The following is a 15,199-nucleotide window of genomic DNA, read 5'->3' as shown; positions in this document are numbered from 1 at the left end:
AGGTGTCGGCGACGCCGGAGCAGGTCGGCCGGACGGCGCTCTCCGCGCAGGTGGTGCTGACCGACCTGCGCGACGGCGGCGCCAACCTCGAGGACCTCTTCCTCGAGCTCACCTCCTCCAACCAGCGCGACCAGATCGGAGCCCCGGCATGAGCACCACCGCACCCCCGCTGCACCTGGACGTCTCGGGCACCGCGCCGATCCCGTTCTGGCGCCAGGTCCGGGTCGAGTTCCGCAAGTCCTACGACACCCGCGCCGGATTCTGGCTGCTGGCCACGATCGGCATCCTGGTGGCGCTGGTCGAGGGCTTCATCCTGATCGCCACGCTGGTCCAGGAGACGTCGATCCTGTGGAGCGACTTCGCCTACACCGCCGGTGGGATCACCTCGCTGCTGCTGCCGGTGCTCGCGATCCTGCTGGTGACCAGCGAGTGGTCCCAGCGCAGCGCGATGGTCAGCTTCGCCCTCGAACCGCGCCGCTCCCGGGTGGTCGGCGCCAAGCTCGCCGTCTCCGCGGTCTACGCGGCGCTCACCATGGTCGCGATGCTGGTGATCGGCGTGGTCGGCACCGGGATCTGCGAGCTCGTCCAGCCCGAGCTGACCGAGTGGGACTTCGACGCCAAGCTGGCGATCGCATTCCTGGTCTCGCAGCTGCTGACCATGGCGCTGGGCTTCGCGTTCGGGGCGCTGCTGCTGAACACCCCGGCGGCGATCGTGGTCTTCTTCATCTATTGGTACATCGTCCCCACGGTGCTGTTCGCGGTCGGCTCGCTGCGCGACTGGCTGGGCGACCTGCTCGAGTGGTTCAACTTCCAGGCGGCACTGCAGCCGCTGGTCGACTGGGAGCTGAACACCGGCGAGGAGTGGGCCAAGCTGCTGGTCTCGGGCGTGATCTGGATCGGCCTCCCGCTGGCCGGCGGTCTCTACCGGATCCTGCGCGCCGAGGTGAAGTGAGGCTCGTCGGCGCGGACCGGTAACTTGCGGTGTCATGACGACAACTCCCCGCGAGGACGGCCGCGCCGACGACGAGCTGCGCAGCATCACCATCACCCGGAACTGGCTGGACCACCCGGCCGGCTCGGTGCTGGTCGAGTTCGGTCGCACCCGGGTGCTGTGCGCGGCATCGGCGTCCGAGGGCGTCCCGCGGTGGCGGAAGGGCTCCGGCCTGGGCTGGGTCACCGCCGAGTACGCGATGCTGCCGGCCGCGACGAACACCCGCTCGGCGCGGGAGTCGGTGAAGGGCCGCATCGGCGGCCGCACCCACGAGATCAGCCGGCTGATCGGTCGCTCGCTGCGGGCGGTCATCGACGACGCCGCGCTCGGGGAGAACACCATCCAGATCGACTGCGACGTGCTGCAGGCCGATGGCGGGACCCGCACCGCCGCGATCACCGGGGCGTACGTCGCGCTGGCCGACGCCTGCGCCACCCTGGGTGTGCCGAAGGCGCTGACCGGCTCGGTGGCCGCGGTCAGCGTCGGGATCATCGACGGCGTTCCGCGCCTGGACCTCCCCTACGTCGAGGACGTGCGTGCCGAGACCGACATGAACGTGGTGATGACCGGCGACGGCAGGTTCGTCGAGGTGCAGGGCACCGCCGAGGGGGCGGCGTTCGACCGCTCGGAGCTGGACGCCCTGCTCGGGTTGGCCGAGCGGGGCTGTGCCGACCTCACCCGGCTGCAGGCCGAGGCGCTGGCCGCGCCCGCCGCCGGCTGAGGCGGGACCGGGATGAGCACCGACAGCCCGCGCGTGGTGGTGGCCACCCGCAACGCGAAGAAGCTCGAGGAGATGCACCGCATCCTGGTGCAGCACCTGCCGTCGGTGACGGTGCTGGGTCTGGACGACGTGACCCCCTTCGACGAGCCGGTCGAGGACGAGCCGACCTTCGCCGGCAACGCGCTGCTCAAGGCCCGCGCGTCGGTCGCGGCCACCGGCCTGCCGGCGATCGCGGACGACTCCGGCCTCTGCGTCGACGCGTTGAACGGAATGCCCGGAGTGCTCTCCGCGCGGTGGAGCGGCCCGCCGAAGTCCGATGCCCGCAACAACGAGCTGCTGCTCGCTCAGCTGGCCGACGTCCCCGACGAGCGCCGAGGCGCGCACTTCGTCTGCGCGGTGGCCTTCGTCCGCCCCGACGGTCACGAGCTGGTGGTCGAGGGGCGGATGGACGGCGCGGTGGTCCGCGAGGTCCGCGGCGCCGGCGGCTTCGGCTACGACGTGCTGTTCGTCGCCGACGAGCGCCCGGACGTCACCACCGCCGAGCTCGCCCGCGAGGAGAAGGACGCGATCTCGCACCGCGGCCGGGCGTTGCGCGAGATCGCGCCGCAGGTCGCGGCGCTGCTCGGCTGACCGGTCGGGACCGGCCCGACCCTTAGTCCGGGAGACCGACGGGTCGGGGTCGGGACCGACGGGGTCGGGAGAGGGTGCCGAAGGCGGGAGTCGAACCCGCACGCCCTGAGGCACAGGTACCTAAAACCTGCGTGTCTGCCGTTCCACCACTCCGGCGATCGGACGAGCAGCGCCCGTCCGGGGACATCATCCCAGCCCTGCCGGGCCCGGATCAGCCGGCGTCCAGCCCCAGGTCGCGGCGCAGCTTGGCGACGTGGCCCGTGGCCTTCACGTTGTACTGCGCCAGCTCCACCGTGCCGTCGGAGTCGACCACGAAGGTGGAGCGGATGACGCCCTCGACGACCTTCCCGTAGAGCTTCTTCTCGCCGAACGCGCCGAACGCCCGGTGCACCTCCAGCTCGGGGTCGGAGAGCAGCGGGATGGTCAGCCCGTCGCGCTCACGGAACTTGGCGAGCTTGGCCGGGGTGTCCTTGGAGATCCCGAGCACCGTGTAGCCCGCGGCCCGCAACGACTCGAGCGAGTCGGTGAAGTCACAGGCCTGCTTGGTGCACCCGGGCGTCATCGCGGCGGGGTAGAAGTAGACGATCACCTTGCCCTCGGCCCGGGCGTCGGCGAGCGACACCTGGTTGCCCCGGTCGTCGGGGAGCGTGAAGTCGGGGGCGGTGTCGCCGGCGGCGAGGCGAGCGCTCATGGCATCTCCAGTCAGGTCGGGTGGGCATCCGTCGAGCGACTGGCAGTTGTTGTTGCAACGGCTTCGCAATAGGCTCGCGGACGGGGTCGACCCCATCCAACTACACCCGCCCCGAGGCGCCGACACCTCCCGGCACCCACCACAGGAGTGGCCATGCACGTGCCTGACGGCTTCCTCGACGCCCCCACCTCGATCGCCACCGGTGCGGTCGCGGTCGTCGGCGTCGGCATCGCGCTGCGCAAGGCACGCAACGAGCTCGACGACCGCACCGCCCCGATGGCGGGCCTGGTCGCCGCCTTCATCTTCGCCGGCCAGATGATGAACTTCCCGGTCGGCGCCGGCACCAGCGGTCACCTGCTCGGCGGTGCGCTCGCCGCCGTGCTCGTCGGACCGTGGACGGGGGCGCTCTGCGTCAGCGTGGTGCTCCTGGTCCAAGCCCTCTTCATGGCCGACGGCGGTCTCACGGCGCTCGGCACCAACATCACCCTGATGGCCTTCGTCGGCGTCTTCGTCGGATACGCCGTCTTCCGCCTGGTCCTCGCCGTGCTGCCGCAACGACTGCCGTCGGTGCCGATCGCGGCCGCGATCGGAGCGCTGATCTCGGTGCCGGCCGCGGCGACGGTCTTCACCCTGCTGTTCGCGATCGGGGGCACCGCCGACATCGCGACCGCCAAGGTACTGACCGCGATGCTCGGCTGGCACACCGTGATCGGACTGGGCGAGGCGGTGATCACCGGACTGGTGGTCAGCGCGGTCGTGGCCTCGCGCCCGGACCTGGTCTACGGCGCCCGCGGCATCGTCAGCGCCCGCCCCCTGATCACCGGGGCGGTGGCCCGATGAGCGCCTCCACCGAGGTCCGCCCCGAGCGGCAGCGCGGCCACCGTCGCTTCCTGGTGATCGGAGTCCTGCTCGCGCTGCTGGTCGCCGGGGTGGGCAGCTTCTACGCCAGCGCGCACCCCGACGGACTGGAGTTCGTCGCGGAGAAGACGGGTTTCCTCGACACCGCCGAGGACTCCCACGTCGCCGACAGCCCCTTCGCGGACTACGCGACCGACGGTGTCGACGACGAGCGGCTCAGCGGCGGGATCGCCGGGGTGGCCGGGGTGGTCATCGTGCTGCTGCTCGGGTCCGGTCTGTTCTGGGTGCTGCGGCGTCGTACCGGTCCGCGGGCGGACGATCCGCCGACCGAGGACTGAGGGCGTGGGCGCCGGGCACGGCCACCGGCTCTACTACCACGGTCACTCCTTCCTGCACCGCGCGCCGGCGCACCTGAAGATCCTGGCGCTGCTCGCCTTCGTACTGGTGGTGGTGGCGACCCCGCGCACCTGGTACGCCGCCTACGCCGGCTACCTGCTGGTGATACTCGCAGTGGTGGTGGCGGCGCGGATACCGCTGGGCTACCTGCTCAAGCGCGCCGTGATCGAGGTGCCGTTCCTGCTCTTCGCGGCACTCGTGCCGTTCGTGGCCGAGGGGCCGCGGGTGCCGCTCTTCGGTTGGGAGGCGGTGACGGTCTCCCAGCCGGGCCTGGTCGCCGCCTTCGGCCTGGCCGCGAAGGGGACGCTCGGCGTCCTCGCCTCGCTCACCCTCGCCGCCACCACCGAGCCCGACGAGGTGCTGATCGGGTTGCAGCGCCTCCGGATGCCCCACCTGATCGTGCAGATCATGGGCTTCATGATCCGCTACCTCGATGTGGTCAGCGCCGACCTGGGGAGGATGATGACGGCCATGCGATCGCGTGGCGTCGACCCCCGCTCGCCACGCCAGTGGCCGGCGCTGGGCCGCACCCTGGGCGCCCTCTTCGTCCGTTCCTACGAACGGGGGGAGCGGGTCCACCTCGCGATGCTGTCGCGCGGGTACGACGGCAGCCTGCCCGACGAGCTGCGCCGGGCGCCGCGATGACCCCGGTCCTCGACGTCCGCGACCTGGCGTTCGCCTACCCCGACGGACACCAGGCACTGTTCGGCGTGGACCTGCACGTGCACGCCGGCGAGCGGGTCGCGCTGCTCGGCCCGAACGGAGCCGGCAAGACCACCCTGGTGCTGCACCTGAACGGCATCCTGACCGCCGAGGCCGGACGCGGCGCCGGGTCGGTGTCGGTGAGCGGGCTGCCGGTGCGCAAGCCGCACCTGCTGGAGATCCGGCGGCGGGTCGGCATCGTGTTCCAGGACCCCGACGACCAGCTCTTCCTCGGCTCGGTGCGCGCCGACGTCGCGTTCGGCCCGGCCAACCTCGGGCTGAAGGGGGCGGCGCTCCAGCAGCGGGTGATGGAGGCGCTGGAGATGGTCGGGATGGCCGACTTCGCCGACCGTCCGCCGCACCACCTCTCCTTCGGTCAGCGGCGCCGGGTGGCGGTGGCCACGGTGCTCGCGATGCAGCCGGAGGTGCTGGTCCTCGACGAGCCGTCCTCCAACCTGGACCCGGCGTCGCGGCGGGAGCTGGCCGACATCCTCCGGAGCCTGGAGGTCACCGTGCTGATGGTCACCCACGACCTTCCCTACGCCCTCGAGCTGTGCCCGCGCGCGGTGGTGCTGAGCGAGGGCAGGGTGGTCGCCGACGGCACGACGTACGACGTGCTCACCGACGCCGAGCTGATGCGTGCCCACCGGTTGGAACTCCCGTTCGGCTTCGTGCCGACCCGCGTTGATAACCTGCAGGAGTGAGCAACCAGCCTTCCGACATCGAGCGTGAGATCGAAGAGACCCGCGAGCGACTCGCCGGGACCATCGACCAGCTCCTCTACCGCTCGCACCCCAAGACGATCGTGAGTCGTGAGATCGCCCAGGTGAAGGCGCACTACGTGGACCCGGTGACGGGGGAGCCGCGCACCGACAACATCTTGAAGACCGTCGGTGGCGTGGTGGGCGTGATCGCCCTGGTGGTGCTCGTCCGCAAGATCGCCGGCTGAGGCGACGCGCGGACGTGGCTCAGAGCGTGGCAGGGGCCGACAAGACCCCGATCAAGATGCTGCACGACCGCATCCTCTGCGAGGTCGACAGCGAGGCCGGTGAGCGTCGCTCCTCCGGCGGGATCGTGATCCCGGCGACCGCGGCGATGGGCGGACGACGCCTCGCCTGGTCGCGGGTGGTCGCCGTCGGGCCGCACGCCCGGGCCGTGGAGGCCGGCGACAAGGTCCTCTACGACCCGGCGGAGAAGGCGGAGGTCGAGGTCTCCGGGGAGACCTACGTGGTGATGCGCGAGCGGGACGTCCACGCCGTCGCCGCCCAGCGGCTCGCCGACGAGGCGGCCGGCCTCTACCTCTGACCGGCTCCGGCACCGTCCGGGACCGGTCTCAGTAGTAGTAGCGCTCGAAGTAGTCGTAGAAGCGCTGGGTCTGCTCGGTGTTGTCGGCCGCGTCAACCTGCAGGATCTCCGGCAGCGGCTGCTCGCAGCCGCTCCCGGCGCAGTCCTTGATGGTGAGCCACGCCTGGTGCAGCGCGCTCACCACGTCGGTGTTGCTCCGCATCCACTGCCGGTCGACGGCGAGGTTGTCCCACTGCTGCGGGTCGCGCCAGTTGTCGTAGATCTCGAGCTCTCCGCTGCGGTGGCGCAGGTAGAGGTAGCGCGCGGTGCGGACGCCGGCACTGGTGCGCGGGTCACCCCGGAACGCCTCGATCCGGCCCGGGGAGACCGGGTTCACCCCGGCCTCGGTCAGCACGCCGTTGCTCCACCCCGGTCGCTCCCGGTCAGCACCGGCAGCATCGAGGCTCCGTCGGGGGCGTGCGGAGGCTCGGCGTCCGCGATGTCGAGCAGGGTGGCGGTCAGGTCGGTGACGGTCATCGGGTCGTCGCGGGTGCTGCCGTCGCGCAGGCCCGGCCCGGTGAACATCATCGGCACCCGTAGCGCGGGTTCGTAGGGGTCGACCTTGCCGTCCATCCGGCCGTGCTCGCCCTGGAAGAACCCGTTGTCGGACCAGAAGGCGAGCACCGTGCGGTCCCACTCGCCGTCCGCCTGCAGCTGTTCGACCAGACGCTTGATCTGACGGTCCATCACCACGATCGAGGCCGCCCGGGCGCGGGCCAGCCGCACCTGCGCGCGACGCGCCGAGGGGTTGGTGGGCCGGCCGATGGAGAGGCGTCCCGGCTTGTCGCTCAGGTCGGACTCTCCGGTGCCGTTGCGCCGCACGCCCAGGGGGCGGTCGATGGACCGCACGATCGGCAGCTTCATCGCCCAGTCGGGCGCGGTCGGCGTACCGAGCTTGCGGCGGACGCCCTGCGGGTTGCGGAAGTAGACCGTGTCCACCCGCTTGCGACTCAGGTCGTTGTGCGGGGCGATGTGGTTCACCGAGAGGAAGAAGGGGGCGCCGGTCTCCTCGCGCTGCTCGTGGAAGGAGTGGGCGAGATCGACCGACTGGTCGCCGATCAGGGTCGTCGAGTAGGTCTGCCAGCCGGCGGCGGTGGGCGTGCCGTTGTCGGAGTAGGCATAGCTGAAGTAGCTGTAGGCGTCGCCGCAGGCCGGGTCGCAGTTGACCCCGGTCACCGCCGCCTGCCACTCGTCCCAGCCGTTCGGCACGAAGTACTGCGACATCGGGATCGGCCCGTCGTCGCCCGCCTCCTCCGCCTCGCGGACCAGCTGCAGCGGCCGGTGGTTGCCGTAGCCGTTGAGATACTTCCCGACCAGCCCGGTGGTGTAGCCCCGGTCCTTCAGCGAGGTGGCGATGCTGGTGGAGTCGTCGAACGCGCGGTAGCCGGTGGGGCGCTTGATGTCGTACACGCCGTGGTTGTGCGTCTCCAGTCCACTGAAGAACGAGGCCCGCGCCGGGCAGCACAGCGGGTAGGAGGAGAAGCCGTTGCGCATCGACACGCCCTGCTCGGCGACCAGCCGCCGCAGGTTCGGCGCGTAGCGCAGGTCGTCGAAGCGCATGTCGTCGGCGACGATCTCGACGATGTTCAGGGCGTCCGGGTCGGCCGACGTGGTGCCGGCGTCTCCGCCCGCCTGCTCGCCGAAGCCGCCGTCGGAGATCAGCGAGCAGGAGCTCAGCAGCAGGGCGAGGGCGAGCATGCCCAGCAGAGCCGCACGAGCCCGGTGGGTCGACGGCCGGAACTTTCCACGGCACGGGCCCAGCACGCCGAACACTGTAGGCAGGCCGTCCCAGGGACGGCGCACTAGGGTGGGGTCCGGTGGTGGGGGGACCGCCGCCCCGACGCGCTGGCTGTGGAGTGGCTGCGCGGGGAGGGTGCCCCGGCCAGCGATACTGGTCCCGGCGCCGCGCGACTCGCCGCGGGGGCCGCAAGCCAGGTTGACGGCGACGAGGAGGGGGAGCGACGTGGCGAAGGGGCCGGGCCGCGACCAGCGGGGTCCGATGGAGCGACTGGTGCGGATCGCGGCGGTGCTCGCCGCTGCCGGGCCTGCCGGTGTCCACCGCGACCGCCTCCTGCGGTTGGCCGGATTCGAGGGCGCCGACCCTGCCAGCCAGCTCAGCCGCGAGCTGCGGCACCTGACCAACCAGGGCTGGCAAATCGACAACATCGCCGAGTCCGGCGACGACGCCGTCTATGCGATGACCACGGTCGACAACCGGCTGCGTCTGCGGCTGAGCCCGGCCCAGCAGACCCAGTTGCGCCGCGCCGTGCTGCTCGCCGACCGTGACGACCTGGTCAGCCGGCTCGGTCTGCCCGCCGACGCACGGCCCAAGGACGTCGCGGCCACCGTGCCCGCGGTGCGGGACGGGGCCGGGTCGGCACTGTCGACGGTGATCCGGGCGGTCCGCGACCGGGCCGTGCTCCGGTTCGGCTACAAGGGCACCGCCCGGGTGGTGCACCCGGAGTCGCTGCGCAGCCAGAACGGCACCTGGTACCTGCGGGGTCTCGAGGACGCCGCGGTCGAGGCCGGCGGGCCGGTCAAGGCCTTCGTGGTCGCCCGGATGAGTGCCGTCGACGCGGGCGAGCCGGGTTCGGCCGGAGCGGTGCCCTCGGTGCGGCACACCGGGCTGCACCCGATGACCTGGGAGATCGACCCACCGGTGCAGGTGGTGCTGCGGGCCGATCGGGCCTACGAGCCCGACGTGCGACGCTGGCTCGGGACCCCGAGTCGACGACCGCGGCGGAGGGTGACCAGGTGCTGCTGACCTACCGGGTGACCAACCGGGAGGCCCTGCGGGCACGCCTCAACGAGCTGGGCCGCCGGGTCTGGATCGAAGGGCCCGAGGACGTCCGCCGTGAGGTGGTGACCGCGCTGGCCCGGGCTGCCGGTCACACCTCGGTCGAGGAGGAGGTGGGCAGGTGAGCGCCAACGTCCCCAAGTACGCCGCCCGCATCGCCCGGCTGCCGCGGGTCTTCGAGCGGCTCGCCGTGCACCCGGACGGGCTGCGCCTCGACGACCTGGCCGCGGACCTGGGGATCCCGGCCGCCGAGCTGCGCGACGACCTGCTGGCGTTCTACACCGCCGACGTGAGCGCCGAGTGGCTGCTGGGCCTGACCCGGCCCGACGTGCTGGAGTTCCTCGGGCCCGACGGTGACGACGCCGACCCGACCGAGGCCGAGGTGGTCCGGTTCGTGGAGGAGCACGGCGAGCTCGGCGTCGAGTACGTCGACGCCGCGGAGCTCGCGCTGGTCCACTCGGCGGCCACCTCGTTGCTGGACATCGAGCCGGACAACGCCGACCTGATCGACGCCATCGGCGTGCTGACCGAGACGATGCTCGGCACCCCCGGGGCCGACCCCGGCCGGCCCGACTGGAACCGGCCGCTGCCGTTGCTGCAGGAGGCGCTCGACCAGCGTCGAGCGGCCCGGATCGTCTACTCCCGGGCGTGGCGCCAGGGCGTCTCCGAGCGGGAGATCGAGCCCTACCGGCTGGTGCAGACCCGCCGCGGGTGGGAGGTCGACGCGGGTCCGCCCGCCGAGGACGGCTCGCTGCGCACCTACCTGCTCTCCAACGTCCGCGAGGTCGAGGTGCTGGACCGGGGGTTCACGGTGCCGGCCGGCGCGGCCGAGCTGCTCGAACAGATGCGGCGGACCGAACGGGTGCGGGTGTGCCTGCCGCAGGCGGGCCGCTGGGCGGCGGACTTCTACGCCGAGGAGGTCACCGTGGTCAGCGACGACGAGGAGTCGGTCGAGCTCGATGTCGACCTGCTGCCGCCGCTGGAGCACCGGGTGGGCCTGCTGCTGCTGGCGGCCGGGGAGGACGCGTTCGTGGTGGAGCCGGCGGCGCTCGACTCCGCCGGCGCGGTGCTGGCCGAGGAGCTCCTGCTGCACCACACCAGCTGATCGGAGCTGATCGGAGCTGACCGGGCTGGAGCTGATCGGGCGAGAGCCGATCGGGCGCGGTCAGCTGCTCAACCGGCGCTCCTCGGATCCGCCGTCCAGGCGTGCCCGGCCGGCCGCGCGCCGACCCTCCCCGGCCGCGCCGGGGGCGATGTCCATCGAGGAGCGCCGGTCGCCGCGCCACGTGCTCCGGATCCGGTTGCGGCGCAGGGCCTCGGCGAAGTAGTCGTGCACCGCCACCTCCTTCTGGCGCAGGGCGAGCGCGGTCTCGGTGGAGGTGGCGACCGGCTCGGCGGTCGGGCTCGCCGTCGCCTCGGCGATCGCGTCCTGGCGGGCGGACTCGAGACGCTGCCCGATCCGCAACGCGTAGGCCTCGTAGAACGCGAGGCGTGCGGTGATCGTGGCCACCGGCTTGGTGCGCCACCGCCGCCGCTGCTTGTCCCAGGTGCGGACCGGCTCGCGGTGCCCGGAGGCCAGGTAGCGCTCGCAGTCCGCCACCATCTGGACCAGGAGCGACTCGTAGAGCGCCTTGGTGACCTCGATGTCGGCGGCGAAACCGTAGAGGGTGACCGCGGTCGAGTCGTGGCTGATCGTGCATCGCAGGTCGTTGGGGTGGGCGATGTTGACCAGCAGCCGCACATAGCGGGCAAGACCCCGCTTGCCCGGCTCTCCGATCCGGTAGTTCTCCGCCACCGGACGATCGGTCCGCTCCGCGCGGGCGGTGTGCGCGCGGGCCAGCGCGAGGGCGATCGAGTGGCGGGTGGCCAGGCCCTGGGCCTTGGCCAGGAAGGCGGCCTGCTCGTGCTCGTTGCGGGTGCCCTCGGCCTGCCGCAGCAGCTTGGCGATCTTCGCCAGGGTGCCGTCGTCGACCGTGTGGGTCACCTGGCCCAGTCCCTCCTCCGCGTAGGCGTGCTGCAGCAGCTCGGCCAGCACCGGCTGACCGAGGTCCTCCAGCAGGCGCAGGAAGGTCGCCCGGAACGCCGGCCCGTGTCCCGGCTCCCCGTGCAGGTGGTGGGCCACCTCGTGCAGCACGACCAGCCCACGCAGCGCCCAGCGGCCGCCGTGAGCGAACGGCGGCACCGCGATCGTCGCGTCCTCGAAGGTGTAGGTGGCCGCGCGCGGTCCACGCCGCGCCCGGACGTGGGCCGGGACCCGCTCGCGTCCGTCGTACCGCTTGTCGTGGGAGGTGAGGTGGGCGAGCACCTGGTCGACGTAGCGCCCGACGGCGTCCGGGTCGGTGAAGCGCGGCTCGGTCTCGGGGCGGAAGGAGCGGCCGTCCACCGTGATCTCCTCGTGGCCGGGCCCCAGGGTGTCCAGCCAGCCGGCGACCTGGTCCTCGGCGGTGTAGACGGCTGGGCGGTCCGGGTCGGTGCTCATGGGGCGAGTCTGCCGGGTGCCCCCGACAGGTTCACCCTCGTCACGGGTTGTCCACAAGGACTAGCGTTCCCGGCATGGCCGCCACTCTCGCCCGGATCGCCCTCGGCTCCGTGATGACCCTCGCCGGCATCACCCACCTCACCGTCGCCCGCGACGAGTTCCAGGCGCAGGTCCCGGACTGGTTCCCGCTCGACAAGGACTTCGTCGTCGTCGCCTCCGGCGTCGCCGAGATCGGACTCGGCGCGGCGTTCCTCGCGCTGCCGAGGCACCGTCGGACCGTCGGCATGCTGCTGGCGCTGTTCTTCATCGCGATCTTCCCGGGCAACATCGCGCAGTACGTCGAGGGCACCGACGCGTTCGGTCTGGACACCGACACCAAGCGGCTCGTCCGGCTCTTCTTCCAGCCGGTCCTGGTGCTGCTGGCCCTGTGGGCCGGTGGCTGGATCGGCTCCCGCGGCGACCGGAGGACCGACGCCGCGGGCTGAGCCGGGTCGAGCCCGATCGGCGGCAGCGTCACTCCTCGCCGCGCGCCCGCTCCAGCAGTGCCATGCCGTGGTAGAGCACGATCGCGGCCACGGTCCCCAGGGTGATCCCGGTGAAGGTCATCTCCCCGGCGTGCAGGGTCAGGTCGCCGATCCCGATGATCAGCGCGGCCGCGGCGGGGAACTGGTTGGCCGGGCGGGAGAAGTCGACCCGGTTGTCGACCCAGATCTTCACACCGATCAGGCCGATCAGGCCGTAGAGGGCGACCGTGACGCCGCCCAGCACGCCGGCCGGCACGGTGTTCAGCAGCGCACCGAACTTGGGGGAGAGGCTGAGCAGGATCGCGATCGCGCCGGCCACCCAGTAGGCGGCGGTGGAGAAGACCCGGGTCGCGGTCATCACGCCGATGTTCTCGCCGTAGGTCGTGGTCGGCGAGCCCCCGCCCAAGCCGGCCAGGCCGGTGGCGACGCCGTCAGCGATCAGGGCCGTCCCCGTGCGGTCGTTGATGGAGTCGTCACCGACCAGGTGGGCGACGGAGCGGACGTGGCCGACGTTCTCGGCGATCAGCACCAGCACCACCGGCAGGAACATCGGGACCACCGACCAGGTCACCGTGGGAGAGGAGAACTCGGGCAGCCCGATCCAGTCGGCGGAGCGCACCGCGTCGAAGTCGAGGTCGCCGGCCAGCGCGGTGGCGACGTAGCCGACGACGACGCCGATCAGGATGGAGAGGCGGGCGGCCATGCCCCGGAGGCCGGCCGCGACGACGCAGATGGTGACCAGGGTCAGCGTCGCGATCCACGGGCTGGCCGCATAGTTGGCGGTGGCGGCACCGCCGAGGTTGAAGCCGATCAGCGCGACGATCGCGCCGGTCACGACCGGCGGCATCAGCACGTCGATCCACCCGGTCCCGGTGGCCACCACGATCCCGCCCACCACGGCGAGCAACGCACCGGTGACCAGGATGCCGAAGAGCGCGGCACCCATGCCGTGGTCGCCCATCGCGGCCAGGATCGGCGCGATGAACGCGAACGAGCTGCCCAGGTAGGAGGGGAGCCGGTTCCGGTTCAGCGCCAGGAAGAGCATCGTGCCGAGGCCGGAGAAGAAGAGCGTGGTGCTCGGTGGGAAGCCGGTCAGCAGCGGCACCAGGAAGGTGGCGCCGAACATCGCCACCACGTGCTGGGCACCGAAGCCGATCGTCCGCGGCCACGACAGCCGCTCGGTCGGCGCCACGATCGCATCGGTGGCGACGTTGCGCCCGTCTCCGTGCAGCTTCCAGGACCAGTTCTGGGACATGACGTGCTCTCCTCCCGGGCGTCACGAGGGTCCGTGGCGCCCGGGCGACTCTAGCGAGCCGTCGGCTCAGGACTCCCGTTCGGTCAGGGTCCCGCCGTGCTCGACATAGGTTCTGCCGGTCTCCGCGCAGCGGTGATGGCCGTCGCCGAGGGGCTCCAGGGGTGTGCCGGCGCGTCCGACCCAGCGAATCCGGCGTGCCGGCACTCCGGCGACCAGTGCAAAGTCGGGCACGTCCCGCGTGACCACTGAGCCGGCGGCGACCATCGCCCAGCGCCCGATCGTCAGCGGAGCGACGCAGACCGCCCGCGCGCCGATTGAGGCGCCGGTGCGCACGACGACACCGACCGCCTCCCAGTCGTCGCCGGTCTTGAGAGTTCCCTCGGGAGTAACCGCTCGCGGGAAGTAGTCGTTGGTGAATACGACCGCGGGGCCGACGAAGGCGCCGTCCTCGAGGACCGCCGGCTCGTAGACCAGCGCGTGGTTCTGGACCTTGCAGCGATCGCCGATGCGTACGCCGGGTCCCACATAGGCCCCACGACCGATGATGCAGTCGTCACCGATGACAGCCTGCTCTCGGATCTGGGCCAGGTGCCAGACGAGTGTCCCACTGCCGATCGAGGCGCGGTCGTCGACGTCGGCGGACGGTTCGAGGCGGGCCGGGGAGACGGTCATGGGACCATCCGAGCCGCCACCGGCCGCGACCATCAGATCGAGCTCACCGCGTCCTCAAAAACGGTGATGCTCGGGGGCCAAAGGCGGCCTTCGGACACTGTTCGCAGATTGGCCTCCGGGATAGGTACCCAATAGCAGGGAACGAGGCCGATTTCGCCGCCCGCTCGGCGTCCGGTGGCCGAAGGTGGCGACGTGGTGCAGCGCCTCGCGTGCTGCCATGCCTCAGGAGGTGGAAGAGCGTGCGGCCGGACCAGCAAAGACGGTACGACGGCGGTGCCGTTGTCAGTGTGGTCATCCCTGCTCACAACGAGGGCGCCGTGATCGGCGCCAATCTCCAGCATCTGGTCGACGGCGTGCCCCCATGGAATGCTGGAGGTGGTCGTCGTGTGCAACGGCTGCACCGACGACACGGCTGCCCGCGCACGCACCGTCGAGGGCGTGCGTGTCGTGGAGGTGCCGGAGCCGTCGAAGGCCGCAGCGGTGAATGTCGGCAATCGAGTCGCGACGGTGCTGCCGCGTGTCCACCTGGACGCCGACGTCTCGATCTCGGGTCCCGACATTTTGACTCTGGTGGACGCCCTCGGTGGAGACGTGCACGCTGCGGCGCCCAAGAGAGAGATGCCGATGGCGGGCGCCTCCTGGTCGGTGCGCAGCTACTACCGCGTCTGGGAGGCCCTGCCCCAAGTCCGACGGGGTCTGTTCGGCCGCGGCGTCATCGCGCTGTCCGCAGAGGGCCAGCGTCGGGTGGACCGATTGCCGTCGGTCATGAGTGACGACCTTACCGTCTCCGAGGCGTTCGACGACCACGAGCGGCGGGTCGTGGACGACGCGCACGTCGTCGTACGTCCGCCTCGGACGACAGGTGACCTGCTGCGAAGGCGGGTGCGGGTGGTCACGGGCAACGTCCAGGCCACCGAGCTGGGTGTTCGTCATCGGTCGTCGATGACGAGCCCGGCCGTGCTGGCGAGATTGGCAGTACAAGAGCCGGCGGTCGGACTGCGCCTGCCGGTATTCCTCGGGATCGGGCTGATCGCCCGTTGGAAGTCGCGGCGCGCGGTGCGCGCCGGTGACTTCACCACTTGGTTGCGTGACGAGAGCTCGCGGGTCACCGCGACCGACGCGAGTTGAGACGAGGAAGA

Annotated in this window: 21 protein-coding genes and 1 tRNA gene; 15 read left to right on the top strand and 7 right to left on the bottom strand. The window is 71.6% G+C overall.

The genetic code is table 11. The annotated features are described in order from the left end of the window. The first annotated feature begins 2 nt into the window (after positions 1-2). The 4 genes from FIV43_RS22365 to rdgB are packed head-to-tail and all read left to right on the top strand — an operon-like array spanning position 3 to position 2,342. Positions 3-152 carry a hypothetical protein gene (locus tag FIV43_RS22365; protein WP_231123000.1) on the top strand — a complete coding sequence of 50 codons (150 nt, stop codon included), beginning with the start codon at positions 3-5 and terminating at the stop codon, positions 150-152. Beyond that, positions 149-952: an ABC-2 transporter permease gene (locus FIV43_RS11015; protein ID WP_141014164.1), complete on the top strand. Its 804-nt coding sequence runs from the start codon at positions 149-151 to the stop codon at positions 950-952. The genes FIV43_RS22365 and FIV43_RS11015 overlap by 4 nt, the downstream gene beginning before the upstream one ends. A 34-nt stretch (positions 953-986) precedes the next feature. Beyond that, positions 987-1,712, top strand: coding sequence for a ribonuclease PH (gene rph / locus FIV43_RS11010; protein ID WP_141014163.1), 726 nt, complete (start codon positions 987-989; stop codon positions 1,710-1,712). A 12-nt stretch (positions 1,713-1,724) separates the two neighbouring features. After that, positions 1,725-2,342 (top strand): RdgB/HAM1 family non-canonical purine NTP pyrophosphatase, encoded by a 618-nt coding sequence (gene rdgB / locus FIV43_RS11005; protein ID WP_141014162.1) that lies wholly within the window; start codon positions 1,725-1,727, stop codon positions 2,340-2,342. A gap of 75 nt (positions 2,343-2,417) precedes the next feature. Here the strand turns inward: rdgB and FIV43_RS11000 are convergent. Next, a tRNA-Leu gene (locus FIV43_RS11000) sits at positions 2,418-2,498 on the bottom strand. A gap of 55 nt (positions 2,499-2,553) precedes the next feature. Continuing rightward, entirely contained in the window at positions 2,554-3,033 is a 480-nt protein-coding gene (bcp, locus tag FIV43_RS10995; RefSeq protein ID WP_181407454.1) for a thioredoxin-dependent thiol peroxidase, read from the bottom strand. Positions 3,034-3,186: 153 nt separating this feature from the next. On the opposite strand from bcp, the gene FIV43_RS10990 reads away from it, so the two are divergent. Genes FIV43_RS10990 through FIV43_RS10970 form a run of 6 tightly spaced genes read left to right on the top strand, consistent with a single transcriptional unit; the run spans position 3,187 to position 6,294 of the window. Further along, positions 3,187-3,873, top strand: coding sequence for an energy-coupling factor ABC transporter permease (locus FIV43_RS10990; RefSeq protein WP_181407453.1), 687 nt, complete (start codon positions 3,187-3,189; stop codon positions 3,871-3,873). Then, on the top strand, positions 3,870-4,229 hold the full coding sequence (locus FIV43_RS21010) for a PDGLE domain-containing protein (protein ID WP_181407452.1): 360 nt from the start codon (positions 3,870-3,872) through the stop codon (positions 4,227-4,229). Before FIV43_RS10990 ends, FIV43_RS21010 begins: the two co-directional genes overlap by 4 nt. Positions 4,230-4,233: 4 nt before the next feature. Then, positions 4,234-4,932 carry a cobalt ECF transporter T component CbiQ gene (cbiQ, locus tag FIV43_RS10985; RefSeq protein ID WP_141014161.1) on the top strand — a complete coding sequence of 233 codons (699 nt, stop codon included), beginning with the start codon at positions 4,234-4,236 and terminating at the stop codon, positions 4,930-4,932. After that, positions 4,929-5,693 carry an energy-coupling factor ABC transporter ATP-binding protein gene (locus FIV43_RS10980; protein WP_141014160.1) on the top strand — a complete coding sequence of 255 codons (765 nt, stop codon included), beginning with the start codon at positions 4,929-4,931 and terminating at the stop codon, positions 5,691-5,693. The genes cbiQ and FIV43_RS10980 overlap by 4 nt, the downstream gene beginning before the upstream one ends. Further along, positions 5,690-5,938 carry a DUF3618 domain-containing protein gene (locus tag FIV43_RS10975; protein WP_141014159.1) on the top strand — a complete coding sequence of 83 codons (249 nt, stop codon included), beginning with the start codon at positions 5,690-5,692 and terminating at the stop codon, positions 5,936-5,938. The genes FIV43_RS10980 and FIV43_RS10975 overlap by 4 nt, the downstream gene beginning before the upstream one ends. Before the next feature lie 56 nt (positions 5,939-5,994). Continuing rightward, positions 5,995-6,294: a GroES family chaperonin gene (locus tag FIV43_RS10970; RefSeq protein ID WP_141015883.1), complete on the top strand. Its 300-nt coding sequence runs from the start codon at positions 5,995-5,997 to the stop codon at positions 6,292-6,294. Positions 6,295-6,322: 28 nt separating this feature from the next. On the opposite strand, the gene FIV43_RS10965 is transcribed toward FIV43_RS10970, so the two are convergent. Together FIV43_RS10965 and FIV43_RS10960 are read right to left on the bottom strand one after the other, a co-directional pair. After that, complete coding sequence (locus FIV43_RS10965) at positions 6,323-6,688, bottom strand: hypothetical protein (protein WP_141014158.1); 366 nt, start codon at positions 6,686-6,688, stop codon at positions 6,323-6,325. Beyond that, complete coding sequence (locus tag FIV43_RS10960; RefSeq protein ID WP_181407451.1) at positions 6,682-8,097, bottom strand: sulfatase-like hydrolase/transferase; 1,416 nt, start codon at positions 8,095-8,097, stop codon at positions 6,682-6,684. The genes FIV43_RS10965 and FIV43_RS10960 overlap by 7 nt, the downstream gene beginning before the upstream one ends. Before the next feature lie 199 nt (positions 8,098-8,296). Between FIV43_RS10960 and FIV43_RS10955 the strand changes: the two genes are divergently transcribed. Genes FIV43_RS10955 through FIV43_RS10950 form a run of 3 tightly spaced genes read left to right on the top strand, consistent with a single transcriptional unit; the run spans position 8,297 to position 10,235 of the window. Continuing rightward, positions 8,297-9,097, top strand: coding sequence for a WYL domain-containing protein (locus tag FIV43_RS10955; RefSeq protein ID WP_181407450.1), 801 nt, complete (start codon positions 8,297-8,299; stop codon positions 9,095-9,097). Next, positions 9,088-9,255, top strand: coding sequence for a hypothetical protein (locus tag FIV43_RS21005; RefSeq protein WP_181407449.1), 168 nt, complete (start codon positions 9,088-9,090; stop codon positions 9,253-9,255). Before FIV43_RS10955 ends, FIV43_RS21005 begins: the two co-directional genes overlap by 10 nt. Continuing rightward, on the top strand, positions 9,252-10,235 hold the full coding sequence (locus FIV43_RS10950; protein ID WP_141014156.1) for a helix-turn-helix transcriptional regulator: 984 nt from the start codon (positions 9,252-9,254) through the stop codon (positions 10,233-10,235). The genes FIV43_RS21005 and FIV43_RS10950 overlap by 4 nt, the downstream gene beginning before the upstream one ends. A 60-nt stretch (positions 10,236-10,295) precedes the next feature. On the opposite strand, the gene FIV43_RS10945 is transcribed toward FIV43_RS10950, so the two are convergent. Beyond that, complete coding sequence (locus tag FIV43_RS10945) at positions 10,296-11,609, bottom strand: TIGR04338 family metallohydrolase (protein ID WP_141014155.1); 1,314 nt, start codon at positions 11,607-11,609, stop codon at positions 10,296-10,298. Between the two features lie 74 nt (positions 11,610-11,683). Here FIV43_RS10945 and FIV43_RS10940 point away from each other — a divergent pair, with 74 nt between their 5' ends. After that, positions 11,684-12,094, top strand: coding sequence for a DoxX family protein (locus FIV43_RS10940; protein ID WP_141014154.1), 411 nt, complete (start codon positions 11,684-11,686; stop codon positions 12,092-12,094). 28 nt (positions 12,095-12,122) lie between these two features. Here FIV43_RS10940 and FIV43_RS10935 read toward each other — a convergent pair whose 3' ends face one another. After that, positions 12,123-13,388 (bottom strand): uracil-xanthine permease family protein, encoded by a 1,266-nt coding sequence (locus tag FIV43_RS10935; protein WP_141014153.1) that lies wholly within the window; start codon positions 13,386-13,388, stop codon positions 12,123-12,125. 66 nt (positions 13,389-13,454) lie between these two features. Next, positions 13,455-14,060, bottom strand: coding sequence for an acyltransferase (locus FIV43_RS10930; RefSeq protein WP_141014152.1), 606 nt, complete (start codon positions 14,058-14,060; stop codon positions 13,455-13,457). Between the two features lie 366 nt (positions 14,061-14,426). Between FIV43_RS10930 and FIV43_RS10925 the strand changes: the two genes are divergently transcribed. Next, positions 14,427-15,188 (top strand): glycosyltransferase family protein, encoded by a 762-nt coding sequence (locus FIV43_RS10925; RefSeq protein ID WP_196780765.1) that lies wholly within the window; start codon positions 14,427-14,429, stop codon positions 15,186-15,188. The last annotated feature ends 11 nt before the right edge of the window (positions 15,189-15,199 follow it).

The organism is Nocardioides sambongensis, assembly GCF_006494815.1.
Taxonomy (GTDB): domain Bacteria; phylum Actinomycetota; class Actinomycetes; order Propionibacteriales; family Nocardioidaceae; genus Nocardioides; species Nocardioides sambongensis.
The sequence above is the reverse complement of the archived record's forward strand: the minus strand, read 5'-3'. Positions and strand labels throughout refer to the sequence as shown.

What these genes read in the sequence shown, in the direction of transcription:
- rdgB (WP_141014162.1), top strand. Translation starts at nt 1,725, where the DNA reads ATGAGCACCGACAGCCCGCGCGTGGTGGTGGCCACCCGCAACGCGAAG.
- FIV43_RS10970 (WP_141015883.1), top strand. Translation starts at nt 5,995, where the DNA reads ATGCTGCACGACCGCATCCTCTGCGAGGTCGACAGCGAGGCCGGTGAG.
- rph (WP_141014163.1), top strand. Translation starts at nt 987, where the DNA reads ATGACGACAACTCCCCGCGAGGACGGCCGCGCCGACGACGAGCTGCGC.
- FIV43_RS21010 (WP_181407452.1), top strand. Translation starts at nt 3,870, where the DNA reads ATGAGCGCCTCCACCGAGGTCCGCCCCGAGCGGCAGCGCGGCCACCGT.
- FIV43_RS10980 (WP_141014160.1), top strand. Translation starts at nt 4,929, where the DNA reads ATGACCCCGGTCCTCGACGTCCGCGACCTGGCGTTCGCCTACCCCGAC.
- bcp (WP_181407454.1), bottom strand. Translation starts at nt 3,033, where the DNA reads ATGAGCGCTCGCCTCGCCGCCGGCGACACCGCCCCCGACTTCACGCTC.
- FIV43_RS10990 (WP_181407453.1), top strand. Translation starts at nt 3,187, where the DNA reads ATGCACGTGCCTGACGGCTTCCTCGACGCCCCCACCTCGATCGCCACC.
- FIV43_RS10945 (WP_141014155.1), bottom strand. Translation starts at nt 11,609, where the DNA reads ATGAGCACCGACCCGGACCGCCCAGCCGTCTACACCGCCGAGGACCAG.
- FIV43_RS10935 (WP_141014153.1), bottom strand. Translation starts at nt 13,388, where the DNA reads ATGTCCCAGAACTGGTCCTGGAAGCTGCACGGAGACGGGCGCAACGTC.
- FIV43_RS10940 (WP_141014154.1), top strand. Translation starts at nt 11,684, where the DNA reads ATGGCCGCCACTCTCGCCCGGATCGCCCTCGGCTCCGTGATGACCCTC.
- FIV43_RS10930 (WP_141014152.1), bottom strand. Translation starts at nt 14,060, where the DNA reads ATGACCGTCTCCCCGGCCCGCCTCGAACCGTCCGCCGACGTCGACGAC.
- FIV43_RS11015 (WP_141014164.1), top strand. Translation starts at nt 149, where the DNA reads ATGAGCACCACCGCACCCCCGCTGCACCTGGACGTCTCGGGCACCGCG.
- FIV43_RS10925 (WP_196780765.1), top strand. Translation starts at nt 14,427, where the DNA reads ATGCTGGAGGTGGTCGTCGTGTGCAACGGCTGCACCGACGACACGGCT.